Here is a 25,943-nt window from a genome sequence, read left to right as displayed (position 1 = left end):
CAGGCCGTAGGGTTACAGGACGCCCCCTGAGCCACCCGAGAGACGAGCAGAGAAGCGAGGACGCGAGAACCGATGGCCGTTCCCACGCCGACCGACGAGACCCGCTGGCGCTGCACTCTGTGCGGCAACCTCACCCGATTCGATGTGACCCGCTCGACGAAGGCCGTGGAGTATGTCCACCTCGACCTGGCCGGGGAGCCGAAGGTCGAGGAGCGCGAGGTGGTCAGTGAGACCATTGAGTCAGTGCGCTGCCGCTGGTGCAACGCGGTCGATCAGATCGAGCTGGTGGACCGGCCGAGTACCGGTGCGAGCGCCTGAGAACGGAGCGATGACAGGTGGTGGAGCGGACGGGCGGCCACGGGGCGGCCGGTGACGCCGAGAGCGTCACCGAGGCGCTCGACCGCCCCCTGCCGGAAGGGGTGCGGCGGCGCGTCGTGGCGCTCGTCGCGGATGCCTTCGGCGGCCTGACGGTCACCGAATTGCCTCCCCAGCTGCGGCAGTACGCCCGTTTCACCCCGACCCGCCGGGCCAAGTTCGCGGGGAACGCGATGGCCGCCGCCGTGGAGAGCGACCCGGTCTTCCGGCAGCGGATCGCGGCCCGGCTGCGCGAGACCCAGCCGGAGCTGGCCGACGCCATCGAGGGCGGTTCGCCGCCCGCCGCGGCCGATCCGGTGGATGTCGCCGCGGTGGCCTACGTCCTGCGTCCCACCGGATGGGTGAAGCTGGTCGACGCGGCCGGTGAGGAGGCGCAGCGCGCCTCGGCCGAGCGGGCCGGTGAGGAGGCCACCCGTGAGCTCCAGCGGCTGCGCGAGGAACTGGCCGAGGCCAGGACCGGTGCGCGCAACGAGGCCGAGCGGGTGCGCGGGGAGCTGGAGGCGGCGCGCAAGGAGGGTGACGCGCTCCAGCGCAAGCTGCGCAGCGCGCAGAGCGATGTGAAGCGCGGCGCGGCGGCGCTGCGCAAGGCCGAGGCCGAGCTGGACGCCGTCCGGTCCGAGGCGGCGGCGCGGCAGGCGACCGCGGACGGTGAGGCCCGCCGGCTGCGGGCCCGGCTCGCGGAGACCGAGTCGGCGCTGGAGGCGAGCCGCCGCGCGGTGCGCGAGGGCCGCAGCGTGGAGGACATGCGGGTGCGGCTGCTGCTGGACACGGTGCTGGACGCGGCGCAGGGCCTGCGGCGCGAACTGGCGCTGCCGCCCGCCTCGATGCGCCCCGCCGAGACGGTGGACGCGGTGGAACCGGGCCGGATGACTCCGAAGGACATAGCGACCAGGGCGCTGTCCGAAACCGATCCCGCCCTGCTGGACCAGTTGCTCGCACTGCCGCAGGCGCATTTGGTGGTGGACGGTTACAACGTCACCAAAACGGGTTATCCGACCATGCCGTTGGAGAAGCAGCGGCTGCGGCTGCTGGGCGGTCTCGCGGTGCTGGCGGCCCAGACCGGCGCGGAGATGACCTGTGTCTTCGACGGCGCGGAGCTGGCCGCCCCGGTGTTGCTGGCGCCGCCGCGCGGGGTCCGGGTGCTGTTCAGCAAGCCGGGGGTCACGGCGGATGAGCTGATCCGGCAGCTGGTTCGGGCCGAACCGCCGGGCCGTCCGGTGGTCGTGGTGTCGACCGACCGCGAGGTGGCGGACGGAGTGGCGCGCGCCGGAGCCCGTCCGGTGGCATCGGCCCTGTTGCTGAAGCGACTTGCCCGGACCTGAGCGAAGTCTGATTATCAGCACACTGTCAATTGACCGTCACTGCCCGTGTGATGTTTGTAAAAGATGTGCTCGGAGGGGCACTTTTTTGCCGTTGGGATTTGAACGGATCACGGCAGGGTCACTATCGTCGGCTCGAACCTCCGCGCGGTTGATCATCCATCGGGGATGACAGCGGAGGTACCGCCGAGTCCGCAAGCCTTTTTCCGCGGAGCCGGGGTCTCGACCCCCCACTCACCCGGTAGGCGGCTGGAGGAAGAAGGAGCTCGCCTTCGTGGCGTCCCACCGTCGACCCAAGCAGCCGAGCCGTACTCGGGTGACCGTCCTGACCGCGACTGCCGCCGCGGCTGTCGCCCTCACCTCCCAGGCCGCCCAGGCTGCCCCCAAGCAGGACAAGAAGGACGTCAAGGAACAGGTCGACAAGCTCTACGAAGAGGCGGAGCAGGCCACCGAGAAGTACAACGGGGCCAAGGAGAAGCAGAAGAAGCTGGAGAAGCAGGTCGGCGACCTCCAGGACAAGGTGGCGCGCGGCCAGGAGGAGCTCAACAAGCTCCGTGACGGCCTCGGTTCGATGGCCACCGCCCAGTACCGCTCCGGCGGGATCGACCCCTCCGTGCAGCTGCTGCTCTCCTCCGACCCGGACACCTACCTCGACAAGGCGTCCACCCTCAGCCAGTTGAGCGGTAAGCAGGCCGAGTCGCTGCGCAAGATCGGCGACAAGCAGCGCGCCCTCAAGCAGCAGCGCGAGGAGGCGTCCACCAAGCTCACCGACCTGGCGGACACCCGCAAGGCGCTGGGCGAGAAGAAGTCGCAGATCCAGGGCAAGCTCTCCAAGGCCCAGAAGCTCCTCAACACCCTCACGGCCAAGGAGCGCGCCGCCCTCGCCGCCAAGGAGCAGGAGCGCGCCAACCGTTCCAACGAGCGGGTGAACCTCGGCGACGACGTGCCGGACTCGCAGCGGGCCGCCGCCGCGCTGGCCGCCGCCAAGACCAAGATCGGCTCCCCCTACGTCTGGGGTGCGACCGGTCCCTCCTCGTTCGACTGCTCCGGTCTCACCGGCTGGGCCTACCAGCAGGCCGGGGTGCAGCTGCCGCGTATCTCCCAGGACCAGGCCAACGCCGGTACCCGTATCGGCCGGGGTGAGCTCAAGCCCGGCGACCTGGTGCTCTTCTACGGCGATATGCACCACATAGGTCTGTACGCGGGCAACGGGCAGGTGCTGCACGCCCCCAAGCCCGGCGCCAACGTCCGCTACGAGTCGATGGACAACATGCCGTTCCAGTTCGGCGTGCGGATCTGAGCCACTGAGCGGCGCTCCGCCCGAGCGCTCTCCGGGCCAGGTGTCATCAACAGCGGAAAAGCCCTCCGTTCGGGCGAATCCCCACAACTGCCTCTGACTCCCGCCCCGTCGGTGACCTGCGTCTCCGGCGGGGCATCCGTATGTCCGCCACGGTTCCCCGGTTTGGACCGTGCGTGATCGCGCGACTACCGTCTGTCCGCAGTTCGTTCCGGCCCCACGGAACCCGACACTGCGGAACCCGGTACAGCGGGCCCGCGGAAGGAGTGCGGCTTTCATGGCGTCATGTCGCCGCGTCCCGAAGCCCGGCCCGTCCCGGGCGACCGTCTGGACCGCCGCCACGGCGGCCGCCGCGGCCTCCGCCGCCGCGCTGGGCGCCGGTACCGCCGGTGCCGAGCCGTCCGGCCGCGCCGAGGGCCACCCCGCCGCCCGGCGGCTGAGCGACCGCGTCGAGCGGCTCTACGCCGAGGCGGAGCGGGCCACCGAGCACTACAACGCGGCGGAGGCCCGCACCGACGCCCTGCGCCACCAGGTGGACCGGATCCAGGACCGCGTGGCCCGCGGTCAGGAGCGGGTCAACCGGATGCGGGTGGCCCTCGGCGCGTTCGCGGGCGGGCAGTACCGCAGCGGCGGGATCGACCCCGGGCTCGCCCTGATCCTCTCCGAGGAGCCCGCCGCCTACCTGGAGAAGGCGACCACCCTGGAGCGCATCGGCCACCGCCAGAACGCCCAGCTGCGGGTACTCCAGGGCGTCCAGCGCACCCTGCGCCAGCAGCGCGCCGCGGCCGCCGGGAAACTGGTGCGGCTGGAGGCCGGACGGAAGGCCGTGGCCCGCCACAAACGGGAGGTACGGCGCAAGTTGGCCATCGCCCGGCGGCTGGTCGACGAACTGCCCCCGGACGAGCGGTCGGCGTACACACGGGCCTCGCGCGGCGGACGCGACGCCCATGGAGAGCCCGGCGTCCTCGCGGGATCCCTCCCGGCGTCCTCCTCGCGCGCCGCGGCGGCGTTCGCCGCGGCCCGCGCCGCCCTCGGCAGACCGTACGCCTGGGGCCAGGCCGGGCCCACCGCCTTCGACTGCTCGGGGCTGACCCAGTGGGCCTACGCCCGCGCCGGGGCGGCCATCCCGCGCACCTCACAGGCTCAGTCCGGAGCCGGACAGCGGGTGCCGCTGTCCCAGGCCCGCCCCGGTGATCTGGTCGTCTACCGCGCCGACGGCAGCCATGTGGCGATGTACGCGGGCAACGGCCAGGTGATCCACGCCCCGCACCCCGGGGCGCCGGTCCGCTACGACCCCGTCGGCATGATGCCGATCTCTTCCGTCACACGTGTCTGACACACGCGTCTGAACCCGGGCCCGCGGGCTCGTACGATCTACGCGTGGCGGGTCGGTGGAGGTCGGGTGGATGGCGGGCGCTGGTGTGCCTGCCGCTGTTGTGGGCGGTGCCGCTGGGGGCGCTGACCGGATGCGGGGCGGTGGCCTCCTCCGACGACGGCGTGGGCCGGGACGGCCGGGCCGTGCAGCAGCTTCTCGACCGGCGGGCCGTGGCGGTCCGCGAACGGGACGCCGCCGCCTTCCTGGCCACCGTGGACCACGGTTCCCGGCGCTACCGGGACGAGCAGCGCCGGGTCTTCCGGCAGCTGGCCGACGTACCGCTGCGCTCCTGGAGCTACCGGCTGGTGCGCACCGGCGGTTTCCAGCCGACGCTGGGCACCGGCCGCCGGCTGGCCGCCCAGGTCGAACTCCGCTACCGGCTGGACGGATACGACACCGCGCCGGTGGTCTCCGCCCAGCACCTGACCCTCGCCCAGCGCTCCGGCCGCTGGTACGTGGCCTCCGGCGACGGTGTGGTCGACGGCAAGCACTCCGGTGAACAGCTGTGGGACCAGGGCCCGGTGGAGGTGGTGCGCGGCGCCCACAGCCTGGTGCTCGGCGTCGGCCAGCGGCGGCGGCTGCTGCGTGAGGTGGCCGACACCGCGGACCGCGCGGTGCCCGCCCTCAGCAGGGTCTGGCCCGGTGCCTGGGCCGGGCGGGTGGTGGTCCAGGTCCCCGCCGACCTGGACCGGATGGCCGCGCTGCTCGGCGCCTCCCCGAACGGCTACCGCGGGATCGCGGCCGTCACCACGGGCGAGGTCGGCGGGAACGACGACGATCCGTCGCCCGCCGACCGCGTGATCGTCAACCCCGATGCGTACCGGGTGCTCGGTGACTTCGGGCGTCAGGTCGTGATCACCCACGAGACGGCGCACGTCGCCACCCGCACCGCCACGACCGCGTCCACCCCGCTCTGGCTGTCGGAGGGGTTCGCCGACTGGGTGGGCTACCGCACCCCCGGCCGCACCCCGGACCAGGTCGCCCCGGAACTGGCCGACTCCGTGGCCTCCGGCCGGACGCCGCGCGCCCTGCCCCGCGACGACGACTTCCGCTTCGGCAGCGACCCGGACCGGCTCTCCCAGGCGTACGAACAGGGCTGGCTGGCCTGCCGTCTGATCGCCGACCGGTGGGGGCGGCGGAAGCTGGTGGAGTTCTACCGCGAGGTCGGCCAGGCGCCGCGGCGGTCCGGGGCGGTGGAATCCGCCCTGCGCCGGGTGCTGGACGTGGACCTGGCCGAGTTCACCGACCGGTGGCGCGGCTATGTGGTGAAGGAGCTGGGCTAGCCGGATCGAGCCGGTCCGGGGGCGCGGTACTGTCGGCGGCGATGGACAAGACCCTGCTCGTGACCAACGACTTCCCGCCCCGCCCCGGCGGCATCCAGGCGTTCCTGCACAACATGGCGCTGCGCCTGGATCCGGAGCGGATCGTCGTCTACGCCTCCACCTGGAAGCGCGGCCAGGAGGGTGCCGAGGCCACCGCCCGGTTCGACGCCGAGCAGCCGTACCGGGTCGTCCGCGACCGTACGACGATGCTGCTGCCCACCCCGCGCGTCACCCGCCGCGCCACCGCGCTGCTGCGGGAACACGGCTGCACCTCGGTGTGGTTCGGGGCCGCCGCGCCGCTGGGGCTGATGGCCCCGGCGCTGCGCAGGGCCGGGGCCCGGCGGCTGGTGGGGACCACACACGGGCACGAGGCCGCCTGGGCGCAGCTGCCCGCCTCCCGCGCGCTGCTGCGGCGGATCGGCGAGGGCACCGACACCCTCACGTACCTCGGCGAGTACACCCGCTCCCGGATCGCCGCCGCGGTCGGCCCCGGGCCCGCGTCCCGGATGGTCCAGCTGCCGCCCGGAGTGGACGAGAAGACCTTCCACCCGGGGTCGGGCGGGGACGCGGTCCGGGCCCGGCTGGGCCTGGCCGGCCGGCCCGTGGTGGTGTGCGTCTCCCGGCTCGTTCCGCGCAAGGGGCAGGACACGCTGATCGAGGCCATGCCGTCGGTCCTGCGGCGGGTGCCGGACGCCGTACTGCTGATCGTGGGCGGCGGTCCGTACGCCAAGGATCTGCGCCGGCTGGCGGAGACCACCGGGGTGGCGGGGTCGGTGCGCTTCACCGGCGCCGTGCCCTGGGAGGAGCTGCCCGCCCACTACGGCGCGGGCGATGTGTTCGCCATGCCCTGCCGCACCCGCCGCGGCGGACTGGACGTGGAAGGGCTCGGCATCGTCTACCTGGAGGCGTCCGCGACCGGACTGCCGGTGGTGGCCGGGGACTCCGGCGGCGCCCCGGACGCGGTGCTGGACGGCGAGACCGGCTGGGTGGTCCCCGGCGGCTCCGCCGAGAGCTGCGCGGAGCGGATCGTGGCCCTGCTGGAGGACCCGGAGCTGCGGCGCCGCATGGGGGAGCGGGGCCGGGAGTGGGTCGAGGAGCGCTGGCGCTGGGATCTGCTCGCCGAGCGGCTGACGTCGCTGCTGTGAGGCCCCGGGCCCGTGTCCGGGCCCGGTCCGCTCCGATCCGTTCTCAGGGCCGCCCCGCGGCCGTGAGAACAGAGCGCGCGCGGGCGCCTCAGCCGCGGTAGATGGCCTCGATGTCGGCTGCGAAGTCCTTGGCCACCACGTTCCGCTTGAGCTTCAGCGACGGGGTGACATGGCCGGAGTCCTCGGTGAACTGGGCCGGCAGGATGCGGAACTTGCGCACCGACTCCGCCTTGGACACCGCCGCGTTCCCGTCGTCCACCGCGGTCTGGATCTCGGCCAGCAGCTCCGGGTCGTCCCGCAGCTCGGCCACCGTGACGCCCTCCGGCTTGCCGTGCTCGGCGGCCCACCGGGGCAGGAACTCCTCGTCCACGGTGACCAGCGCGGCGACGAACGGACGGCCGTCGCCGACCACCATGCACTCGGCCACCAGCGCATGGGCGCGGATCCGGTCCTCGATCACCGCCGGGGCGACGTTCTTGCCGCCCGCGGTGATGATGATCTCCTTCTTGCGGCCGGTGATGGTGAGGTAGCCGTCCTCGTCGAGGGTGCCGACGTCCCCGGTGTGGAACCAGCCGTCGGACAGCGCCTCGGCGGTCGCGGCCTCGTTGTTCCAGTACTCGGTGAACAGGTGGTCGCCGTGGAGCAGCACCTCGCCGTCGTCCGCGATCCGCACCACCGACCCCGGCATCGGCTGGCCGACCGAGCCGATCTTCTGCCGGTCCCAGGGGTTGAAGGTGGTCGCGGCACATGTCTCGGTGAGGCCGTAGCCCTCCAGGACCGTGAAGCCGATGCCCCGGTAGAAGTGGCCCAGCCGCGCGCCCAGCGGGGCGCCGCCGGAGATCGCGTGGGTGGCCCGGCCGCCGAGGACGGCCCGCAGCTTGCTGTAGACGAGCCGGTCGAAGACCTTGTGGGTGAAGCGCAGCCGGAAGGACGGCCCGGAGGGGGTGTCCAGCGCCTTGCTGTAGGCGATGGCGGTCTCGGCGGCCCGGTCGAAGATCTTGCCCTTGCCCTCGGCCTGCGCCTTGGCCCGCGCCGAGTTGAAGACCTTCTCGAAGACCCGGGGCACACCCAGGACCAAGGTGGGCCGGAACCCCGCCAGTTCATCGGTGAGCGTCTTGATGTCCGGGACGTGGCCCAGCTTGATCGGGGCCAGCACCGCCGCGATCTCCACCAGCCGTCCGAAGACATGGGCCTCGGGGAGGAACAGCAGTACCGAGGACTCCCCGGTGTTGAAGATCGGCTTCAGCCGGGCGACCGCGTTGCCGCATTCGGCGAAGAAGCTGCGGTGCGAGAGCACACAGCCCTTGGGTCGGCCGGTGGTGCCCGAGGTGTAGACGATGGTGGCGGGGGAGTCCGCGTTCGCGAGCGAGCCGCGCTCGTCGACCACCTCGTCGGATACGTCCGCGCCCAGTTTGCGCAGCGTCTCGATGGCGTCGCCCTCGATCCGCCAGATGTTGTCCAGCGCGGGCAGCGAGTCCCGGACGGACTCCACGGCCGCCTCGTGGACCTCGGTCTCCACCAGTGCGGCGACCGCGCCGGAGTCGCTCAGGATCCACTGGACCTGCTCCGGTGAACTCGTCTCGTACACCGGCACGGTGACGCCGCCCGCGCTCCAGATGGCGAAGTCCAGCAGCGTCCACTCGTAGCGGGTGCGGGACATCAGCCCCACCCGGTCACCGGGCTGCACTCCGGCCGCGATCAGGCCCTTGGCGGCGGCGCGCACCTCGGCCAGGAACTCGGTCGCGGTGACGTCCTCCCACCGGCCGTCGACCTTGCGGCCGACCACGGCGACATCCGGATGCTGGGCGGCATTGCGTCGGATGAGGTCCGTCAGATTTCCGTCGGCCGGAACCTCGTACAGGGCCGGAAGGCTGAACTCGCGCAAGACTGCTGCTCCTCATGGGCGCCGACGCCGCTGCAGGGCAAGGGGGGTGTGGTTGGACGGCCCGGACGTTACCCATCGGTACGGGCTCCGGGATAGGGGTTTCTGCCCAGATGTTTTATGCGTCACACACCGCCCTCTTACTGTCCGCAGACTAGTCGACCGGAACGACGGCTGCTAAGTAACCGCAGGTAGACGCGGGGCGGCGGAGACAGAACACCTTACGGCCCCATGGCCGCAGGTCTTAGGGTGACACGCATGCGAGTCCACGTGGTGAGCGACGTGCATGGCAACAGTGAGGACCTGGGGAAGGCCGGTGCCGGAGCGGATGCCCTGATCTGCCTCGGTGACCTCGTCCTCTTCCTGGACTACGCGGACCACTCCCGCGGGATCTTCCCCGATCTGTTCGGCGTGGAGAACGCCGACCGGATCGTCGAGCTGCGCACTGCCCGCCGCTTCGAGGAGGCGCGGGAGTTCGGCAACCGGCTGTGGGACGGGATCGACCGTCGAACCGCCATCGAATCCGCGGTACGCCGCCAGTACGCCGAGCTGTTCGCCGCGTTTCCCACCCCGACGTACGCCACCTACGGCAATGTCGACATACCGTCCCTCTGGCCGGAGTACACCCGCCCTGGGCTCACCGTCCTCGACGGTGAGCGCGTGGAGATCGGCGGACTGGTCTTCGGCTTCGTCGGCGGCGGACTGCGCACCCCGATGCGCACGCCGTACGAGATCGACGACGAGACCTATGCCGCCAAGATCGCGGCGCTCGGCGACGAGGTGGACGTGGTGTGCACGCACATTCCGCCGGACGTCCCCGAGCTCTGCTACGACACCGTGGCCCGCCGTTTCGAACGGGGCAGTTCCGCCCTGCTGGAGGCGATCCACGCGATCCGTCCCACGTACGCCCTCTTCGGCCACGTCCACCAGCCGCTCGCGCGGAGGATGCGGATCGGGGCCACCGAGTGCGTCAACGTCGGACACTTCGCCTCCTCCGGCACCCCCTGGACCCTGGAGTGGTGAGCGGCGCGCGGTAGCCTTCAGCGGCAGACACCCCATGCGGCGGACCGGTACGGAGGAGCCACGGCGATGGCGGAACACACCAGCTCGAGCATCACGATCGATGCGGCACCGGCCGACGTGATGGAGGTGATCGCCGACTTCGACCGTTACCCCGAGTGGTCCGGAGAGGTGAAGGAGGCGGACATCCTCACCAAGGACGACCGCGGCCGGGCCGAGCAGGTGCGGATGGTCCTCGACGCCGGGGCGATCAAGGACGACTACACCCTGGCCTACTCCTGGACCGGCGATGACGAGGTGAGCTGGTCCCTGGTCAAGTCCCAGATGCTGCGCGCCCTCGACGGCTCCTACCGGCTGGCCCCGGTGGACGGCGGCAAGCGCACCGAGGTCACCTACCAGCTGACCGTCGACGTCAAGATCCCCATGCTCGGCATGATCAAGCGCAAGGCCGAGAAGGTCATCATCGACCGCGCCCTGGCGGGCCTGAAGAAGCGCGTCGAGACCGTCTGACACCGGCGGGACCGTCCGACACCGGCGGGACCGTCCGACACCGGCGGGGCCGCCCGGCACCGCACACCCCGCACCACCCCGCCCGCCGGGGCAACGGAGGCTTCTTTCATGCGTACGGTCCTCGTCACCGGTACCGGCGGCGCGGGCCGCACCACCGTGGCCGCCGCGACCGCCCTGGCCGCAGCCCACGAGGGGCGGCGGACGCTGCTGCTGACCGCCGATCCGGACGGCACCCCCGAGGCCCTGCTCGGCATCGGCGCGCTGCGCCCGGCCCAGGGCCCGGCCGCCGACCGGCTGCCGTGGTCCGTTCCGGTCCAGGTCACCCCGGGGCTGTGGGCCGCCCGGATCGTCACCGACCACTGGTTCCGCGACGAGCTGACCGCGCTCCAGGAGCGCGGCCGCGGCGCCCTGGACATGGTCGGCGCCACCCCGCTGGACGGTGAGGAGCTGGCCGCCCTCCCGGGCGTGGACTCCTTCGCGCTGCTGCGCGCCCTGCGGATGGCCCAGGCCGCCCCGCCCGGCACCGGCTGGGACGTGCTCGTCGTCGACATGCCGCCCGCCCCGGAGACCGTCGGACTGCTGGCCCTGCCCGGGCAGCTGCGGCGCTATCTGCGGCGGCTGCTGCCCGCCGAGCGGCAGGCGGCCCGTGCGCTGCGCCCGATGCTCGCCCAGCTCGCCGGGGTGCCGATGCCCACCCAGAAGCTCTACGAGACCGCCGAGCGCTGGGAGGGCGAGCTCGCGGCGGTCCAGGACGTGATCGATTCCGAGGCCACGACGGTCCGGCTGGTGGTGGACCCCGGTCCGCTCGCCGACCGCGCGCTGCGCACCGCCCGCGCCGGGCTCGCGCTGCACGGCTGCCGGGTGGAGGCGGTCATCGCCAACCGGCTGCTGCCCGCCGCCACCGCCGACCCCTGGCTCGCCGCCCTCTCCGGTCAGCAGCAGGACGCGCTGAAGGAGCTGTACGAGCAGTGGGCGCCCGCCGTCCCGGTGCGCGAGCTGCCGCATCTGGGCCGTGATCCGCAGGGTCTGGGCGACCGGCCCGCCGGTGACGCGGGCGGTGCGCCGGACTCGGAGGGCACGGGTGCCGCCCGGCCCGCCGGGCTGGACGCCCTGGCCGGGGCCGTCGGGGCGCCGCCGCCCCTCCCGGACCGGCCCGCGGCCGACCCCTGGACCGTGGAGGACCGGCTCGCCGACGACGGCATCCTGCTGTGGCGGCTGCCGCTGCCCGGCGCCGACCGCGACACCCTCGCCCTGGTCCGCCGCGGCGATGAACTGATCGTCACCGTCGGCGCCTTCCACCGGGTGCTGACGCTGCCCTCCGCGCTGCGCCGCTGCACCGTCTCCGGCGCCGGACTGCGCGACGGATCGCTCCAGGTGCGCTTCACCCCCGACCCGGATCTGTGGCCCCGGGGGTTCTGACCGGGCCCCGCACCCTGGGGCTCCGACCGGGCTCCGGCATTCCGGTAACGTCGGTGGCAAGCCCGGAGATACGCACCGGACCGCCAGCCTCCCCGCCGCAGGAGTTCGTCATGAGCGATGCCACCGAGCGCCCCGCAGACACTCCGGACACCGAGATCCCGGTCTCCGAGATCGATCCCGATGCCTGGGAGCGGGCCTGCGCCGAGGACCTCGCCGCCGAGCGGGCCCGCCGGGCCGGGGAGTCGGCCCAGGAGCCGGGCAGTGCCGCGGAGGAGCTGCGCAAGCTGGCCGAGGCGCTGGCCGACCGGTTCACCGGGACACAGTCCCCGCTCGCCGGAACCCCGGTTCATGGGGCCGTACAACAATTGATCGCACAGGCCAAGGCGGCCGTGGAGCCGGTCATTGAGCGCAATCCGGACGTATTTGACCATCTCGCCAGCGCCGGAACGGAGCTGCTCGCCGCCTATCGCGCCGCTGTTGCGGGCCAGGAGGAGCGCTGGACCAAGGGCACCGACAGTGGCGGCAAGGGTCGCGATGATGGAGGCGAGAGTTCGAGTAGTGAACACATCGACCTCGATTGAGCGCTCCTCCGGTACCGTTAGCCACGGCGGGGTTCGACCAAATAACTGAGGGACTCATGGGACTCACCATCGGCGTCGACATCGGCGGCACGAAAATCGCGGCTGGCGTGGTCGACGAAGAGGGCTCGATTCTCGAAACGAGCACGGTATCGACCCCACCGACGCCGGAGGGGGTCGTCGACGCCATCGCGGACGCGGTGCGCAAGGTGAGCAGCGGGCACGACGTCGAGGCCGTCGGCATCGGCGCGGCCGGTTACGTGGACGACAAGCGCGCCACGGTGCTCTTCGCGCCCAACATCAACTGGCGGCACGAGGCGCTCAAGGACAAGGTCGAGCAGCGCGTCGGACTGCCCGTGGTGGTGGAGAACGACGCGAACGCGGCTGCCTGGGGCGAGTACCGCTTCGGCGCCGGCGCCGGCCATGACGACGTCGTCTGCATCACGCTCGGCACCGGTCTGGGCGGTGGCATCATCATCGGCGGCAAGCTGCACCGCGGCCGGTTCGGCGTCGCCGCCGAGTTCGGCCACATCAGGGTCGTCCCCGACGGTCTGCTGTGCGGCTGCGGCTCCCAGGGCTGCTGGGAGCAGTACGCCTCCGGCCGCGCGCTGGTCCGCTACGCCAAGCAGCGCGCCGCCGCCACCCCGGAGAACGCCAAGGCGCTGCTCGGCCTCGGCGACGGCACCGCGGAGGGCATCCAGGGCAAGCACATCAGCGACGCCGCCCGCGAGGGCGACCCGGTCGCCATCGACTCCTTCCGCGAGCTCGCCCGCTGGGCCGGGGCCGGGCTGGCCGACCTCGCCTCGCTCTTCGACCCCTCGGCGTTCATCGTCGGCGGCGGTGTCTCCGACGAGGGCGACCTGGTCCTGGAGCCGATCCGCAAGTCCTTCCGCCGCTGGCTCGTCGGCAATCAGTGGCGCCCCCACGCCCAGGTGCTCGCCGCCCAGCTCGGTGGCAAGGCCGGGCTCGTCGGAGCCGCCGACCTGGCCCGCCAGGGCTGACCGGGCCCGCCGCCGTGGCCCTCGCGGACCTGCCCGGATCCACCACCGGCCCGGACGGGGCCGTGGTGCGCGTGCTCAGCTACAACATCCGCTCGCTGCGCGACGACCGCGAGGCGCTGGTCCGGGTGATCCGGGCCTGCGCCCCCGACGTGCTGTGCGTCCAGGAGGCGCCGCGCTTCTTCCGCTGGCGCAAGGCGGCCGCCTGGCTGGCCCGTGAGACCGGCCTCGTCTACACCACGGGCGGGGCCACCGCCACCGGCCCCATGATCCTCACCTCGCTGCGCGCCCATGTGGAGCGCACCGAGGACATCCTGCTGCCCCGGGTCCCCGGACTGCACCGGCGCGGCTTCGCCACCGCCGTACTGCGCTTCGGGGACGGGCACCGCGACCCCGGCGGGGTGCGGCTCGGTGTGGTCAGCTGCCATCTGAGCCTGGCCGCCGCCGAGCGCCACGACCAGGCCGGGATGCTGCTGGACCGGGTCGCGGCCCTCGGCGTCCCGTACGCGGTCGCCGCCGGGGACATCAACGACCGCCCGGACGGCCGGGCCTTCCGCAGGATCGCGGAGCGGCTGCGGGACGGCTGGGCCACCGAGCCCTGGGGGAGCGAGGTCACCTTCTCCGCGGACGATCCCCGCCGGCGGATCGACGCGGTCTTCGCCACCGAGGGCGTGGAGATCATCGGCTGTGGGGTCCCCGTCGGGCTGCCGGGCGTCAGCGACACGGACCTGAGGGCGGCCACGGACCACCTTCCGGTCCTGGCCGCCCTCAGACTCCCCCGTGCGGCCCCCGTCCGGGGAGGCTCCCCGGTCTCCCCGGACGAGGGCCGTCCGCCGGTCTAGTGCGCCTCGGCCCCGCTGCCGGGGCGCTGCTTGGCCCGGTCCACCACGGCGTAGTCCGCCAGATACGAACGCTGGACGTACGACGTCGCGCCCGAGGTGCGGACGTTGCGCATCCCCAGGTACTCATGGCTGCCCGGGGCGAAGATGAACACCGAGGACGACACCGGTCCCCCGTCGTAGGAGATGGCGATCCCCGCCCGCCCCTTGGCGTCCTTCTCGCCCGGGGTCGCCTTCACCCCCGGGATCTTGGCCAGTGCCTCGAAGGCGGCGGGGCGCAGCCCCTTGGGCATCACCGGCACCCGGGAGAGCAGCCCCGCCAGCCCGAACTCGATGTCGTCCCACTGGTCCTTCGTGACGGGCTTGTCGTAGTGCGGCTTCTTGTACATCCAGTCCCGGACGGCGATGAGCAGTTTGTCCGGGTCGGTGGGGAGGGCTTCGAGACGCGTCCAGTCCTGCGGCGGCCAGTACGACTCGTTGGGCTTGGCCGGATCCGCCCACCAGCCACGGCCGATCTCCATGATCCAGGAGCGCCGGGAGTCGTCCACCGACCGCCAGCTCTCATCCGTGTGGGTGGTGGTCTTCCCGGTCTGCCGTGAGGTCTCCTTGATGATCTCCTTCGTGTAGATGAACTGGTCGTCGCGCGGGGCCAGGTTCTTCTCCCGCTTGCGCTCCGCCACCGCCGCGCCGCGCAGCACGGTCGCCGCGCTCACGTTCGTCAGCCGGGTCCCCTCGGCGCCCGGCCGGGCCTGGGCGCCGCCGTCGGAGCCGTGGTCCGCGGCGACCAGCACCCCGGCGGTCGCCGCCGCAGCGAGGCACGCGGCCAGCGCGACCCGCAGCACCGGACGGCGGCGCGGCCGGAGGGCGGCGGGCACGGCCCTGGCCGGGCCGCTCGCCGACGGGTCCATCACCGCGAGAAGCCGGTCGCGGGCCCGGTCACGGGCCCCGTCGGACAGCGGGGGTTCGCCCGTGTCCCACTCCCGCAGCAGCTCGATGTCGTCCCTGGAATGGTCATTCATGGCCGGAGTCCTCCCGGAAGGCAGATGGATCGGATCCGCCCAGCGCTTCGCGTAGTGTGCTGCGAGCCCGGTGCAGCCGTGACCTGACCGTGCCGACGGGCACCCCCAGCGCCTGTGCCGCCTCCTCGTACCCGAGGTCGGCCCAGGCCACCAGCAGCAGGACGTCACGGTGGCGTGCGGAGAGCCGGACCAGTGCCGCGGCCAGCTCCCGGCGCACTCCCTGCGCGCTGACCCGCGCCGCGACCCGGTCCGCGACCGCCTCCTCGTGCTCGGCGGGCGCGGGCAGACTCGCCAGCGCCTTGAACCGCCGTGCCTCGGCACGGCGGTGCCGGCTGATGAGGTTGGTCGCGATGCCGAACAGCCACGGGCGGGCGTCCTCGTGCGCGAGGTCGTAGCCATGACGCCGCTGGAACGCGGTGGTGAAGGTCTCCGCCATCACATCGTCCGCCGCCTCGGCGCCCAGACGGCGGGCCGCGTAGCGGTGCACCGCCCCGGCATGGCGATCGAACAGCACGGCGAACGCGTCGGGCTCGTCCCGGGACCGTTCGATCAGCGAGGCGTCGGTGCTCCGCGGCAGGCCGGGCCGGCCGACGCGGACGCCCGGTTCGACGGTCATCGGGGCTCCTCTCGTTCCTACGAACTCTTCGAAGGTGTGGGCTTGTTGTTCACCCGTACTTCGCCGTTCGCGGGAATCGAGTTCCCTTTTGCCGCCCGCGGGGGCATCCGCCGAGGTCAGCGGGGGTCAGACGACCGCACCGCGCCCCGGGTCCTCGTCCTCCTCGTCATCGCTGTCCCGCATCCGCATCACCAGGGTGGCGAAGCCGCCCAGGAAGCCGCCGACCCCCAGCGTGGTGATCCACCAGGTCAGCTCGACCTGGAACATCACCACACCGATCAGCAGCAGCGGTCCGCCCAGCACTCCCAGCCACGCGAAGCGTGAGGTGGTGTCGGCCTCGGGCAGCGGAGGCGGCTCGGGCGGTACGAAATGGCCCTCGTCGGCGTCGTCGAAGTCGTCCTCGGAGGGCTCGTCGGCCTCCCAGTCGCGCGGGCCGACCCCCGGTGCGTAGACGATGAAGCTGCCGACCGGCTTGTCGCCGTCACCCGGGGCCCCGGTGACCGGCTTGGTGACGTCGTCCGCGGCCTTGCCGTCGGTGGCCGGGCCGTCCGCGCCCGACTCGCCCTCACCCGGAGCGTCCGGACCGCCGCCGGTGCGCTCGGGCGCCTCCGGGGCGCCGTCCTCGCGGACCGGATCCGCGGCCGCCGGCGCGGGCTCCCGCCCCCACTGCTCGACCAGGTTCTCCGCGACGGGCCAGCGCTCCGCCTCCGGCGGGTCCGGCGGTTCCTCCCCGTACGCCGCGACGATCTCGGCGAAGGCGGCGTCGTCGTCGCGCCGCGCGTCCGCCTCGTTCTCGTTCGAGTCGCGCTCAGCCACTGGCCGCCGCCCCCTCCCTTCCGGTTCCCGTCCCGGTGTCCTCTCCCATACCCGCCGTCAGGCGGGTGATGAACGCGACCGTCTCGTCGAAGATGAACTCCGCGTCGTAGTCCAGAGTCGCCACGTGGTAACTCCGCTCCAGAAGCCGTTCGGTGGTGTCCCGGGAGGACACCTGGCTCAGGATCCGCTCGGAGTCGGCGGGCGGCACCACATGGTCCTGCGCGCTGTGCATCACCAGCAGCGGCTGGGTGACCTGCGGCAGCTCGGCGTCGACCAGCCGGAGGAAGCGCCGCAGCGAGTACACCGCGTGCAGCGGGGTGCGGTCGTAGCCCAGTTCATGTGAACCGGGCTTGGCGATATCGCTCGCGATGCCCTTCACCGACGGCACCAGGTGCCGCATCACCGGCAGCGCCACCGCAAGCGGGTCATGGATCCTGTTCGCCGGGTTGACCAGGGCCAGCCCGCTGATTTCCGCACCGTGCTGGGCGGCCAGCCGCAGCGCCAGCGCCCCGCCCATCGACAGACCGCAGACGAAGACCCGCTCACAGCGCTCGGTCAGCGTCCGCAGCTCCCGCTCGACCTCGGCGTACCAGTCCTGCCAGCCGGTGACCGCGAGATCCTGCCAGCGGGTGCCGTGGCCGGGAAGGAGTGGCAGCGAGACGGTGTAGCCCCGCGCCGCGAGATGATCGGCCCAGGGCCGGACCGACTGCGGGGAACCGGTGAAGCCGTGCGAGACGAGGACGCCGATCCGCCCGCCGTCGTGGCGGAACGGCTCGGCTCCGGGAAGGAGCGGCACCACGGATCTCCGTTCGGGGGGTGAGTCGGGCAGGGGGAGGAACCGGTGTTCGGGGCCGGGCGGCCCGGCACCTCAGCGTACGCGGCGCGCCGCACACGGGGTAGGCAGGTTAAGGTCTCCTCGTCGGATACAGGAGGTTCTCGGTTGTTCTACGGTGCGATGAAGCTGTCGGTGGGCGGGTCACTGAAGCTCGCCTTCCGGCCCTGGGTGGAGGGACTGGAGCACATCCCCGCCGAGGGGCCGGCCATTCTGGCCAGCAACCACCTCTCGTTCTCCGACTCCTTCTTCCTGCCCGCGATGCTGGACCGCAAGGTCACCTTCATCGCCAAGCAGGAGTACTTCACCACCCCCGGGGTCAAGGGACGGCTGACGGCGGCCTTCTTCAAGGGCGTCGGCCAGCTGCCGGTGGACCGCTCGGGTTCGCGTGGCGCCGGTGAGGCCGCGATCAAGGCGGGCATCGACGTGATCAAGAGCGGTGAGCTCTTCGGTATCTACCCCGAGGGCACCCGCTCGCCCGACGGCCGCCTCTACCGCGGCAAGCCGGGCGGTCTGGCCCGGGTGGCGCTGGCCACCGGCGCGCCGGTGATCCCCGTCGCCATGATCGACACGGAGAAGATCCAGCCGCCCGGCAAGGTCATGCCCAAGCTGATGCGGCCCGGGATCAAGATCGGCAAGCCGCTGGACTTCAGCCGGTACCACGGGATGGACGGCGACCGCTTCATCCTGCGCTCGGTGACCGACGAGGTCATGTACGAGATCATGAAGCTGTCCGGCCAGGAGTACGTGGACATCTACGCGACCGCCGCCAAGCGGCAGATCGCGGACGCCGAGGCCGCCCGGAAGCAGGCGGAGAAGGCCGAGAAGGCGGAGCGGGCCGAGAGGGAGAAGCACAAGGACAGGGCCGGGGCGTAGAGCCGCTGCCGGCACGGGGGTGGGGGGAACGTGGCGCAGCAGCCCGAGCACACGGGTGCGCCGGGGGAGAGCGGGCACGCGCCGGACGGTTCCGGGCGCGGACGTGAGCGGCCCCGGCGCGAGCGCGTGGTGCGGATGTCCGTCGAGCAGCCGCTGTGGCAGGCGCTGACCGCCTACCGGGTGCTCACCCTGCTCTACGCCCTCACCCTCTACGTCCTCTCGTTCCACCACTACGACCATCCGCTGGGCGCGGGCGCCTACATGGTCGTGCTGACCGTGTGGACGGCGCTGACCTTCCGCATGGTCTCCTCGGCCGAGCGCTGCACCCGCCGCTTCCTGGTCGGCGACCTCAGCGTGGCGGTGGTGGGCATCCTGCTCACCCCGCTCGTCGACACCCACGACCGGATCGCCGAGGGCACGCCCACCCTGCCGTCCATATGGACCGCGGGCGCCGTCCTCGGGTTCGCGGTCAAGGGCGGCTGGCGCTGGGCCGCGTGGGCCTCGACCGTCGTCTGCGCGGCCAACATCATCGAGCGCGGCGGCTTCGCCCAGGACACCGTCCATATGCTGCTGCTCGTCTGGGTGGCCAGTGTGGCCATCGGCTACATCGTCGAGGTGGCCCGCGCCAGTGAGCGGACCCTCGCCCGCGCGCTGCGCATCGAGGCCGCCACCCGCGAACGCGAGCGGCTGGCCCGCGACATCCACGACAGCGTGCTCCAGGTGCTCGCCATGGTGCAGCGGCGCGGTGCCGCGATCGGGGGCGAGGCGGCCGAACTGGGCCGGATGGCGGGTGAACAGGAGATCGCGCTGCGCACCCTGGTCTCCACCGGTCTGGTCACCCCGCCGCGCACCGCCCCCGAGCAGGGCGCGACGGCCCTCGTCCCGGACGACGCCGCCGAGGACGCCGGTGCCGGACCGTGCGATCTGCGGGTCCTGCTGGCGCCGCACGCCGGATCCCGGATCACCTTCTCCGAACCCGGCGCCCCCGTGATCCTCCCGGCCCACGCGGCGGGGGAGTTGGCCGCCGCCGTCGGCGCCGCGCTGGACAACGTACGGGTCCACGCGGGCGAGGAGGCCCGCGCCTGGATCCTGGTCGAGGACGAACCGGACGCCGTGATGGTGACCGTGCGGGACGACGGCCCCGGGATCCCCGAGGGACGGCTCGCCGACGCCGAGCGCGAGGGGCGACTGGGGGTGGCCCTGTCCATCCGGGGACGGCTGCGTGACCTCGGCGGTACGGCAGAGTGGATCTCCGCGCCGGGCCAGGGCACCGAAGTGGAACTCACGGTCCCGAAGGCGGCCGCGCCGCCGGTGACTCCGGGCAGTGATGACGTGAACAGCGACGGGGGGAAGGCGGCACGATGACCGAGCACCACGAGGACCGGCCGGTGACGGTGATGGTGGTGGACGACCATCCGATGTGGCGGGACGCGGTGGCCCGCGATCTGTCCGAGGCCGGGTTCGACGTGGTGGCCACCGCCGGGGACGGTCCGCAGGCCGTCCGCCGGGCCAAGGCCGCCGAGCCCGACGTCCTGGTGCTCGACCTCAACCTCCCCGGGCTGCCCGGTGTCGAGGTCTGCAAGGAGGTCGTCGCCGCCCACCCCCGGCTGCGTGTGCTGGTGCTCTCCGCCAGCGGTGAGCACGCCGATGTCCTGGAGGCCGTGAAGTCCGGTGCCACCGGCTATCTGCTGAAGTCGGCCAGCACCGGGGAACTGCTCGACGCGGTGCGCCGCACCGCCGCCGGGGACCCGGTCTTCACCCCCGGTCTCGCGGGTCTGGTCCTCGGTGAGTACCGGCGGCTCGCCGGAGAGCCCGCCCCCACCGCCGCCGACCAGCCGGTCGCCCCGCAGCTGACCGAGCGGGAGACGGAGGTGCTGCGGCTGGTCGCCAAGGGGCTGTCGTACAAGCAGGTCGCCGAGCGGCTGGTGATCTCGCACCGCACCGTGCAGAACCATGTGCAGAACACCCTCGGCAAGCTCCAGCTGCACAACCGGGTGGAACTGGTGCGGTACGCCATCGAACGGGGTCTGGACGACGCCTGAGGTTTGACCGCGGCCCAGCCCCTCGTACGGGTGAAGTTGCCGCGCCAACTCCCTTGTGGTGCGCGGCAATCGATCCGGGCCCCATCGCCTGTGACCTGGATCACCGTTAGCGTTGCCCTCCTCACCGGGCCCGACCACGGGTTCTCCACGGGAGAAGGGAAGAAGCGATGCGGGTCGGAGTGCTGACCGGCGGCGGTGACTGCCCCGGGCTCAACGCGGTCATCCGCGCCGTCGTCCGCAAGGGCGTCCAGGAATACGGCTATGACTTCACCGGCTTCCGGGACGGCTGGCGCGGCCCTCTCGAGAACGACACCGTCCCCCTCGACATCCGCGCGGTGCGCGGGATCCTGCCACGCGGCGGCACCGTCCTCGGCTCGTCCCGCACCAACCCGCTCAAGAGCGAGGACGGCATCCGCCGGGTCAAGGACACCCTCGCCAAGCGGGAGGTCGACGCGCTGATCGCGATCGGCGGCGAGGACACCCTCGGCGTCGCCGCCCGGCTCTCCGGCGAGTACGGCATCCGCTGCGTCGGCGTCCCCAAGACCATCGACAACGACCTCTCCGCCACGGACTACACCTTCGGCTTCGACACCGCCGTCAACATCGCCACCGAGGCGATCGACCGGCTGCACACCACGGCCGAGTCCCATATGCGGGTCCTCGTCGTCGAGGTGATGGGCCGCCACGCGGGCTGGATCGCCCTGCACTCCGGTCTCGCGGGCGGTGCCAACGCCATCCTCATCCCCGAACAGCGCTTCGACGTCGACCAGGTCTGCGGCTGGGTCGAGTCCCGCTTCAAGATCCGCTACGCACCGATCGTGGTCGTCGCGGAGGGCGCCATGCCGAAGGGGGGCGACGCCGTGCTGAAGGACGACACGCTCGACTCCTTCGGACATGTCCGGCTCTCCGGTATCGGGGAGTGGCTGGCCAAGGAGATCGAGCGCCGTACGGGCAAGGAGGCCCGTACGACGGTCCTCGGCCATGTGCAGCGCGGCGGCACCCCCAGCGCGTTCGACCGCTGGCTCGCCACCCGGTTCGGACTGCACGCGATCGACGCCGTGCGGGACGAGGACTTCGGCACGATGGTCGCCCTGCGCGGCACCGACATCGTGCGTGTCCCGCTGGCCGACGCGACGGCCCGGCTGAAGACGGTGGATCCGTCGCTGTACAAGGAGGCCGGGGTCTTCTTCGGCTGAGGCCGGGACCGGTCACCGGCCGCCCGTCACCGCAGTGTTCACAGGAGGTGAGCACTGTGGGGCCGAGGCGCTCCGAGAGGCCCATGTTGTCCGTGGGACGTGATTCGTTGACGTCATGCGTATGTCACGTCCCACGTACCGGCGGTCCCTGACGGCGTCGGCCGGTCTGCTCGCCCTGGCACTGACCGGCTGCGGCGGCGGAGACGGCACGGAGGAGTCCGCCACGCCGCCACCGGAGAAGAGCGCGTCGTCCACCACCTCGCCGTCCCCGTCGTCCTCACCGGCCGAGGAGCTGACCCCGCCGGAGCCCGAGCCGCCATCCGCGACGGACGACTCGGACCGGCCCGCCGATGACTCTGGCGGGTTCGGCGAAGAGGACCTCAGCATCACCGGGCCACCGAAGCTCGCCGACGCCGAAGAGGTCCTGGTCGGCGTCGGCCCGGTGAAGGGGAGCCGGACGATCGAGGTGAAGCCGGTGGCTCTCAAGGGCGTGACATGGCAGCTGAACTGCCAGGGCGAGGGAACCATCTCCATCGCCGTCGAGCCCTTCAGCCCGGAGCAGGAGGGTCCTTGCCAGGCCGGTGAGGTCAGTTTCATGGGAGAGGGCGGGCACGGGCCCGACACCGAGACCCTCCGGTCCGTCGTCGTCAAAGCCCCCGCCACGGTCCGCTGGACCCTGACCGTCGCCCGGTCCGCCTGACCGCCGCCCGGCGATCACACCCGCACCGCCGCCAGCAGCTCCGCGACCATCCCCACCCCGTCCATCGTCAGCACCGACTCCGGGTGGAACTGCACGCCCGCGAACCCCGGCCCGCGCAGCGCGAACACATCGCCGCTCACCGCGTCGCGGCTCAGCTCCACCCGGTGCATCGCCAGCTCCGTCTCCACCGTCTCGTCGCAGCGCGCCGTGAACGTGTTGTAGAAGCCCACCGTCTCCTCGCGCCCGAAGAAGCCGATCCGCTCCTGCGCCCCCTGGAACGGCACGTCCTTCCGCGCGATCTCCAACCCCAGCTCGGCCGCGATCAGTTCATGTCCCAGGCACACCCCCAGCAGCCCGTGCCGGTGCCCCGCCACCAGCTCCGCCGTCAGCCCCCGCAGGAACCGCATCTTCGGATCGGCGGTGTCACCCGGATGGCCCGGCCCGGGACCCAGCACCACCGGCCCCTCGTGCGCGAGCGCGGCCTCCCGTACGCCCGGCTCGTCGTACCGCCGCACCGTCACCGTCAGCCCGGCCGTCCGCAGCAGATGGGCGAGCATCGCGGTGAAGGTGTCCTCGCCGTCGATCACCAGGGCGTGTCCCGGCACCCCGCCCTCCGCGGTGTCCTCCGTCCGCATCCGCAGCCAGAACGGCGCCAGGTCGGCCCGCCGCGCGTCCAGCGCCGCCCGCACCCGGGGATCGTCGGCCAGCCGGGGCCCCGCGGGCGCCTCGTCCCGCCCCTCCGGCCGCGGCAGCACCCCCAGCGCGCTCAGCACACCCGCGGCCTTGGCGTGGGTCTCCGCCACCTCGCCCCGGGGGTCCGAGTGCCGCACCAGCGTCGCGCCGACCGCGACCCCCAGCGCCCCCGACCCGTCGATGTCGGCGGTCCTGATCAGGATCGGTGAGTCCAGCGTCTGCGCCCCGCCGCCGTCCCGCCCGATGAGGGCCAGCGCCCCCGCGTAGTAGCCCCGGCCCCCGGGCTCGTGGCGCTCGATCACCCGGCAGGCGTTCTGCACCGGCGACCCGGTGACCGTCGCCGCGAACATCGTCTCCCGCAGCACCTCCCGCACGTCCAGCGAGGACCGGCCGCGCAGCTCGTACTCGGTGTGCGCCAGGTGCGCCATCTCCCGCAGCCGGGGGCCGACCACCACACCGCCCCGGTCGCCGACGGTGCACATCATCTTCAGCTCCTCGTCCACCACCATGGACAGCTCCTCCACCTCCTTGCGGTCGTGGAGGAAGGCCAGCAGCCCGTCGGCGTCGGCCCCGCCGGCCGGGTAGCGGTAGGTCCCGCTGATCGGGTTCATCACGACCGTCCCCCCGGACATCCGTACGTGCACCTCGGGGCTGGCCCCCACCAGCGTCCGCCCGTCCGCCAGCCGCACCACGTACGTCCAGTACGCGCCCCGCTCACCCGCCAGCAGCCGTCGGAAGAGCGCGAGCGCGTCGGTACTCCCGAAGTCCGGGATCTGCCCCCGGAAGGTCCGCCGGATCACGAAGTTGGCGCCCTCGCCGGAGCCGATCTCCTCCGCGATCACCCGCCGTACGGTCCGCGCGTACGCGTCGTCGTCCATGTCGAAGGCCCCGCCCTCGACATCCACCCGGTGCGCGGGCAGCGCCTCCAGCACCTCGGCGAGCGGCAGCGCGTAGCGCTCCTCCGGCCGCAGCACGGCCAGCGGGGTGCCGTCGTCCCGTACGTCGAACCCCCGCTCCCGGATCTGCCGGAACGGCACCAGTGCCAGCGCGTCCGCCACCGCCGTACCGCCCTCGGGGGCACCGGCCGGAAGCGGGATGTCGGTCAGCCGCTCCACCTCGCTCACCGGCCCGGTCAGCACCTCCACGGTGTCCTGGTCATGCCCGGGGGTACGGCGGTGGATCAGGGCGAACGGGGAGTCGGCGGAGAGCAGCCGCGCGATGACGTCGTGCGCCGCGGGGTGCGTGTCGTGTGTGTCGTTCCGCATGGCGGGGTGTTCCTTCCCGGAAGGAGGAACGGCCCGCGTCAACGCCGAAGGCCGCCCCTCGGGCGGCCTTCGCGTGGTGTCTGGATGTACGCGCGATCAGTGGGCCGCCGGATGAGCGGTCCACCACCAGTTCATGTTCTGTCGCGCGTGCATGGCGGAAACCCTACACGAGCGGTCATGAGCGGTCGCGGGTGTCACGGTTCGGTGAGAGAACCTTCACGGCGCGGTGATCAGCGGCCCCGGGATGTCCCGAGATCGTCGTTCTTATGCGGGATGGCCGCCCCGGACCGCGTTTTGCGCTGTCGGCGGGGCGGGCTAACTTTCAGGGCCGCACATCGAATTGATGTGCGGAACTCGCCATCGCAACGGGGGAATCTCGCCATGTCCACACTCAGCCGTCAGACCAAGGTCCGGATCATCGCGATCCCGCTGGCCCTGATCATCGCGGGTGTCTGGTACTACAACAGCCGCGGCAACACCACCGGCCCGGACCAGCAGCGGAAGGTGGCTGCCCAGACCATCGACGAGGGCGACTGCGTGCAGAACAAGGGCACCGAGAGCGACCCGGACCTGAAGAAGGTCGACTGCGGTGGTGCGGCGGCCGACTACAAGGTCAAGGAGCACTGGCCGCTGGACCACGAGTGCGAGCCGGGCCTGAGCACGTACCAGGTCACGCGGAAGGGCCGGGCGCAGTACACGCTCTGCATGGAGAAGGTGGCCGGTTAGTCAGAGCGTGCGGGCCGCCGCCGCGGAGACGAAGTCGGCGAAGGCGGTGGCGGAGACCAGCAGGGTGGGCCCGTGCGGATTCTTGGAATCCCGCACGGCCACCCGGTGGTTGGAGGCCTCCGTGACCTCGACGCACTGGCCCTGGTCGGCGCTGTAGCTGGACTTGCGCCACCGCGCGGCTATCGAAACAGCGTCATTGTCCATAGCGGTCCTCCATCACGCGAGCGATCAGGTTGGCCGAGTCCTGGATGGACAGTGCGGCGGCCTGGAGGTGAGCGTATCGGAGGGTGCGGGCGGTGACGTCCTGTGGATTGGCGGTCAAGTGGCCGACTTCGTAGTCCTCGTTATAGGCCAGGTCAGGGCCGTTCCGGAAGCGGAACAGGCTGAACGCGCCTAAGAATCCGGCGTGCGCACCAGCAGTGAATGGCAGCACTTGGAGGTGCACCGAAGTGTGATCTCGGAAGTCCAACAGGTGGACCAGTTGGCTTCGCATGATCGCCCGGTCACCGACGATCTGGTGCAACGCCGCCTCACCGAGAACCACCCAGATCAGCCCCGGGTTCTGTCGTTCCAGGATGAGTTGGCGATCCAACCGGTTCTCCAGCCGAGCATCAAGGTCGTCCTTGTCGAGGACGCCGAGCACCTCGCGTGCGTAGTCCCTGGTTTGGAGAAGTCCGTGCACTACTGATGGCTCGAAGAAGTACGCCTGGGTGGCATCGGACTCCAGATCGGCGATTCCCTTGGCCTGGAGCGGCACTTGGTGGCGCAGTGCCATCTGGAGCAGCCGCAGGAGCGCCCCGCCCGTGTCCAGCGTCGTATCCAGCCGCATGGCGAAGTCATGAGTCGGGATCTTCCGGGCCGTCTCGTACTGACCGATCAGCGACCCCGTGCAGTACACCTTCCCGCCCAGCTGGTCCTGCGTGAGACCGGCCGCCTCCCGGTACCGGCGCAGCTCCGCGCCGAGGTGGTGCATTGGTGACGTGGTCGGGTCCAGCTTTCGGATGTTCGGCATGACGGCCCCCAACTACCTGCCCGTTGTATTCACGGCGTAGCCGAGCGTAATCGACCGGATCCACCCTTGTG

Annotated in this window: 27 protein-coding genes; 18 read left to right on the top strand and 9 right to left on the bottom strand. The window is 72.1% G+C overall.

Annotation, left to right across the window (positions count from 1 at the left end):
- The first annotated feature begins 72 nt into the window (after positions 1-72).
- From AC07FT_RS00565 to AC07FT_RS00540, 6 genes are all read left to right on the top strand, one after another.
- On the top strand, positions 73-318 hold the full coding sequence (locus AC07FT_RS00565) for a hypothetical protein (protein ID WP_254743266.1): 246 nt from the start codon (positions 73-75) through the stop codon (positions 316-318).
- A 17-nt stretch (positions 319-335) separates the two neighbouring features.
- Positions 336-1,697 carry an NYN domain-containing protein gene (locus AC07FT_RS00560; RefSeq protein WP_479172836.1) on the top strand — a complete coding sequence of 454 codons (1,362 nt, stop codon included), beginning with the start codon at positions 336-338 and terminating at the stop codon, positions 1,695-1,697.
- A gap of 271 nt (positions 1,698-1,968) precedes the next feature.
- On the top strand, positions 1,969-2,994 hold the full coding sequence (locus tag AC07FT_RS00555) for a C40 family peptidase (protein ID WP_254743260.1): 1,026 nt from the start codon (positions 1,969-1,971) through the stop codon (positions 2,992-2,994).
- A gap of 274 nt (positions 2,995-3,268) precedes the next feature.
- Positions 3,269-4,327, top strand: coding sequence for a C40 family peptidase (locus AC07FT_RS00550; protein WP_479172834.1), 1,059 nt, complete (start codon positions 3,269-3,271; stop codon positions 4,325-4,327).
- A 44-nt stretch (positions 4,328-4,371) separates the two neighbouring features.
- The gene (locus AC07FT_RS00545) at positions 4,372-5,649 is read left to right on the top strand and encodes a hypothetical protein (protein ID WP_479172833.1); all 1,278 of its coding nucleotides are present in this window, start codon (positions 4,372-4,374) and stop codon (positions 5,647-5,649) included.
- A gap of 41 nt (positions 5,650-5,690) precedes the next feature.
- Positions 5,691-6,833, top strand: coding sequence for a glycosyltransferase family 4 protein (locus tag AC07FT_RS00540; RefSeq protein WP_471195658.1), 1,143 nt, complete (start codon positions 5,691-5,693; stop codon positions 6,831-6,833).
- Between the two features lie 88 nt (positions 6,834-6,921).
- Here AC07FT_RS00540 and AC07FT_RS00535 read toward each other — a convergent pair whose 3' ends face one another.
- The gene (locus AC07FT_RS00535; protein ID WP_479172831.1) at positions 6,922-8,718 is read right to left on the bottom strand and encodes an AMP-dependent synthetase/ligase; all 1,797 of its coding nucleotides are present in this window, start codon (positions 8,716-8,718) and stop codon (positions 6,922-6,924) included.
- Between the two features lie 255 nt (positions 8,719-8,973).
- Here AC07FT_RS00535 and AC07FT_RS00530 point away from each other — a divergent pair, with 255 nt between their 5' ends.
- The 6 genes from AC07FT_RS00530 to AC07FT_RS00505 all read left to right on the top strand — a co-directional run bounded on the left by AC07FT_RS00530 (position 8,974) and on the right by AC07FT_RS00505 (position 14,082).
- Complete coding sequence (locus tag AC07FT_RS00530; RefSeq protein ID WP_479172829.1) at positions 8,974-9,738, top strand: metallophosphoesterase family protein; 765 nt, start codon at positions 8,974-8,976, stop codon at positions 9,736-9,738.
- 66 nt (positions 9,739-9,804) lie between these two features.
- Positions 9,805-10,245 (top strand): SRPBCC family protein, encoded by a 441-nt coding sequence (locus tag AC07FT_RS00525; RefSeq protein WP_254743243.1) that lies wholly within the window; start codon positions 9,805-9,807, stop codon positions 10,243-10,245.
- 108 nt (positions 10,246-10,353) lie between these two features.
- A complete protein-coding gene (locus tag AC07FT_RS00520; RefSeq protein WP_479172827.1) occupies positions 10,354-11,664 on the top strand; it encodes an ArsA family ATPase in 1,311 nt (436 codons plus the stop codon).
- A gap of 110 nt (positions 11,665-11,774) precedes the next feature.
- The gene (locus tag AC07FT_RS00515; protein ID WP_471195671.1) at positions 11,775-12,245 is read left to right on the top strand and encodes a DUF5304 domain-containing protein; all 471 of its coding nucleotides are present in this window, start codon (positions 11,775-11,777) and stop codon (positions 12,243-12,245) included.
- Positions 12,246-12,301: 56 nt separating this feature from the next.
- On the top strand, positions 12,302-13,243 hold the full coding sequence (locus AC07FT_RS00510; RefSeq protein ID WP_479172825.1) for an ROK family glucokinase: 942 nt from the start codon (positions 12,302-12,304) through the stop codon (positions 13,241-13,243).
- A gap of 14 nt (positions 13,244-13,257) precedes the next feature.
- Positions 13,258-14,082, top strand: coding sequence for an endonuclease/exonuclease/phosphatase family protein (locus AC07FT_RS00505; protein ID WP_479172823.1), 825 nt, complete (start codon positions 13,258-13,260; stop codon positions 14,080-14,082).
- On the opposite strand, the gene AC07FT_RS00500 is transcribed toward AC07FT_RS00505, so the two are convergent.
- The 4 genes from AC07FT_RS00500 to AC07FT_RS00485 form a co-directional block, all read right to left on the bottom strand.
- Positions 14,079-15,098: a CU044_5270 family protein gene (locus AC07FT_RS00500; protein WP_479172821.1), complete on the bottom strand. Its 1,020-nt coding sequence runs from the start codon at positions 15,096-15,098 to the stop codon at positions 14,079-14,081. The genes AC07FT_RS00505 and AC07FT_RS00500 overlap by 4 nt on opposite strands.
- Positions 15,091-15,714: an RNA polymerase sigma factor gene (locus AC07FT_RS00495; protein WP_479172819.1), complete on the bottom strand. Its 624-nt coding sequence runs from the start codon at positions 15,712-15,714 to the stop codon at positions 15,091-15,093. The genes AC07FT_RS00500 and AC07FT_RS00495 overlap by 8 nt, the downstream gene beginning before the upstream one ends.
- Positions 15,715-15,840: 126 nt before the next feature.
- Positions 15,841-16,530, bottom strand: coding sequence for a hypothetical protein (locus AC07FT_RS00490; RefSeq protein ID WP_479172817.1), 690 nt, complete (start codon positions 16,528-16,530; stop codon positions 15,841-15,843).
- Positions 16,523-17,326 carry an alpha/beta hydrolase gene (locus AC07FT_RS00485; protein WP_479172815.1) on the bottom strand — a complete coding sequence of 268 codons (804 nt, stop codon included), beginning with the start codon at positions 17,324-17,326 and terminating at the stop codon, positions 16,523-16,525. Before AC07FT_RS00485 ends, AC07FT_RS00490 begins: the two co-directional genes overlap by 8 nt.
- Before the next feature lie 159 nt (positions 17,327-17,485).
- Here AC07FT_RS00485 and AC07FT_RS00480 point away from each other — a divergent pair, with 159 nt between their 5' ends.
- The 5 genes from AC07FT_RS00480 to AC07FT_RS00460 all read left to right on the top strand — a co-directional run bounded on the left by AC07FT_RS00480 (position 17,486) and on the right by AC07FT_RS00460 (position 22,176).
- On the top strand, positions 17,486-18,238 hold the full coding sequence (locus AC07FT_RS00480) for a lysophospholipid acyltransferase family protein (protein ID WP_479173353.1): 753 nt from the start codon (positions 17,486-17,488) through the stop codon (positions 18,236-18,238).
- 135 nt (positions 18,239-18,373) lie between these two features.
- Positions 18,374-19,603, top strand: a complete 1,230-nt coding sequence (gene macS, locus AC07FT_RS00475; RefSeq protein WP_479173351.1) for a MacS family sensor histidine kinase — start codon at positions 18,374-18,376, stop codon at positions 19,601-19,603.
- Complete coding sequence (locus AC07FT_RS00470; RefSeq protein WP_479172813.1) at positions 19,600-20,280, top strand: response regulator; 681 nt, start codon at positions 19,600-19,602, stop codon at positions 20,278-20,280. Before macS ends, AC07FT_RS00470 begins: the two co-directional genes overlap by 4 nt.
- A gap of 167 nt (positions 20,281-20,447) precedes the next feature.
- Entirely contained in the window at positions 20,448-21,476 is a 1,029-nt protein-coding gene (locus tag AC07FT_RS00465) for a 6-phosphofructokinase (RefSeq protein ID WP_471195690.1), read from the top strand.
- Positions 21,477-21,597: 121 nt separating this feature from the next.
- The gene (locus AC07FT_RS00460) at positions 21,598-22,176 is read left to right on the top strand and encodes a hypothetical protein (protein WP_479172811.1); all 579 of its coding nucleotides are present in this window, start codon (positions 21,598-21,600) and stop codon (positions 22,174-22,176) included.
- Between the two features lie 14 nt (positions 22,177-22,190).
- On the opposite strand, the gene AC07FT_RS00455 is transcribed toward AC07FT_RS00460, so the two are convergent.
- On the bottom strand, positions 22,191-24,134 hold the full coding sequence (locus AC07FT_RS00455) for an anthranilate synthase family protein (RefSeq protein WP_479172809.1): 1,944 nt from the start codon (positions 24,132-24,134) through the stop codon (positions 22,191-22,193).
- A 96-nt stretch (positions 24,135-24,230) separates the two neighbouring features.
- Complete coding sequence (locus tag AC07FT_RS00450; protein WP_176187470.1) at positions 24,231-24,287, bottom strand: trp operon leader peptide; 57 nt, start codon at positions 24,285-24,287, stop codon at positions 24,231-24,233.
- A 228-nt stretch (positions 24,288-24,515) separates the two neighbouring features.
- On the opposite strand from AC07FT_RS00450, the gene AC07FT_RS00445 reads away from it, so the two are divergent.
- Entirely contained in the window at positions 24,516-24,860 is a 345-nt protein-coding gene (locus AC07FT_RS00445; RefSeq protein WP_479172807.1) for an LppU/SCO3897 family protein, read from the top strand.
- Here the strand turns inward: AC07FT_RS00445 and AC07FT_RS00440 are convergent, their stop codons facing one another.
- Positions 24,861-25,064, bottom strand: a complete 204-nt coding sequence (locus AC07FT_RS00440) for a DUF397 domain-containing protein (protein ID WP_479172805.1) — start codon at positions 25,062-25,064, stop codon at positions 24,861-24,863.
- The gene (locus tag AC07FT_RS00435) at positions 25,054-25,872 is read right to left on the bottom strand and encodes a helix-turn-helix domain-containing protein (protein WP_479172803.1); all 819 of its coding nucleotides are present in this window, start codon (positions 25,870-25,872) and stop codon (positions 25,054-25,056) included. The genes AC07FT_RS00440 and AC07FT_RS00435 overlap by 11 nt, the downstream gene beginning before the upstream one ends.
- Positions 25,873-25,943: the final 71 nt, after the last annotated feature.

The organism is Streptomyces sp. NPDC045899 (assembly GCF_056431485.1).
This window is presented reverse-complemented; position numbering and strand designations above follow the sequence as displayed.

Excerpts from the sequence above, each read along its gene's own strand:
- AC07FT_RS00565 (WP_254743266.1), top strand. The coding sequence starts at position 73 with ATGGCCGTTCCCACGCCGACCGACGAGACCCGCTGGCGCTGCACTCTG.
- AC07FT_RS00550 (WP_479172834.1), top strand. The coding sequence starts at position 3,269 with ATGGCGTCATGTCGCCGCGTCCCGAAGCCCGGCCCGTCCCGGGCGACC.
- AC07FT_RS00540 (WP_471195658.1), top strand. The coding sequence starts at position 5,691 with ATGGACAAGACCCTGCTCGTGACCAACGACTTCCCGCCCCGCCCCGGC.
- AC07FT_RS00530 (WP_479172829.1), top strand. The coding sequence starts at position 8,974 with ATGCGAGTCCACGTGGTGAGCGACGTGCATGGCAACAGTGAGGACCTG.
- AC07FT_RS00525 (WP_254743243.1), top strand. The coding sequence starts at position 9,805 with ATGGCGGAACACACCAGCTCGAGCATCACGATCGATGCGGCACCGGCC.
- AC07FT_RS00520 (WP_479172827.1), top strand. The coding sequence starts at position 10,354 with ATGCGTACGGTCCTCGTCACCGGTACCGGCGGCGCGGGCCGCACCACC.
- AC07FT_RS00515 (WP_471195671.1), top strand. The coding sequence starts at position 11,775 with ATGAGCGATGCCACCGAGCGCCCCGCAGACACTCCGGACACCGAGATC.
- AC07FT_RS00510 (WP_479172825.1), top strand. The coding sequence starts at position 12,302 with ATGGGACTCACCATCGGCGTCGACATCGGCGGCACGAAAATCGCGGCT.
- AC07FT_RS00500 (WP_479172821.1), bottom strand. The coding sequence starts at position 15,098 with ATGAATGACCATTCCAGGGACGACATCGAGCTGCTGCGGGAGTGGGAC.
- AC07FT_RS00495 (WP_479172819.1), bottom strand. The coding sequence starts at position 15,714 with ATGACCGTCGAACCGGGCGTCCGCGTCGGCCGGCCCGGCCTGCCGCGG.
- AC07FT_RS00480 (WP_479173353.1), top strand. The coding sequence starts at position 17,486 with ATGAAGCTGTCGGTGGGCGGGTCACTGAAGCTCGCCTTCCGGCCCTGG.
- macS (WP_479173351.1), top strand. The coding sequence starts at position 18,374 with ATGTCCGTCGAGCAGCCGCTGTGGCAGGCGCTGACCGCCTACCGGGTG.
- AC07FT_RS00470 (WP_479172813.1), top strand. The coding sequence starts at position 19,600 with ATGACCGAGCACCACGAGGACCGGCCGGTGACGGTGATGGTGGTGGAC.
- AC07FT_RS00465 (WP_471195690.1), top strand. The coding sequence starts at position 20,448 with ATGCGGGTCGGAGTGCTGACCGGCGGCGGTGACTGCCCCGGGCTCAAC.
- AC07FT_RS00460 (WP_479172811.1), top strand. The coding sequence starts at position 21,598 with ATGTCACGTCCCACGTACCGGCGGTCCCTGACGGCGTCGGCCGGTCTG.
- AC07FT_RS00455 (WP_479172809.1), bottom strand. The coding sequence starts at position 24,134 with ATGCGGAACGACACACACGACACGCACCCCGCGGCGCACGACGTCATC.
- AC07FT_RS00445 (WP_479172807.1), top strand. The coding sequence starts at position 24,516 with ATGTCCACACTCAGCCGTCAGACCAAGGTCCGGATCATCGCGATCCCG.
- AC07FT_RS00440 (WP_479172805.1), bottom strand. The coding sequence starts at position 25,064 with ATGGACAATGACGCTGTTTCGATAGCCGCGCGGTGGCGCAAGTCCAGC.
- AC07FT_RS00435 (WP_479172803.1), bottom strand. The coding sequence starts at position 25,872 with ATGCCGAACATCCGAAAGCTGGACCCGACCACGTCACCAATGCACCAC.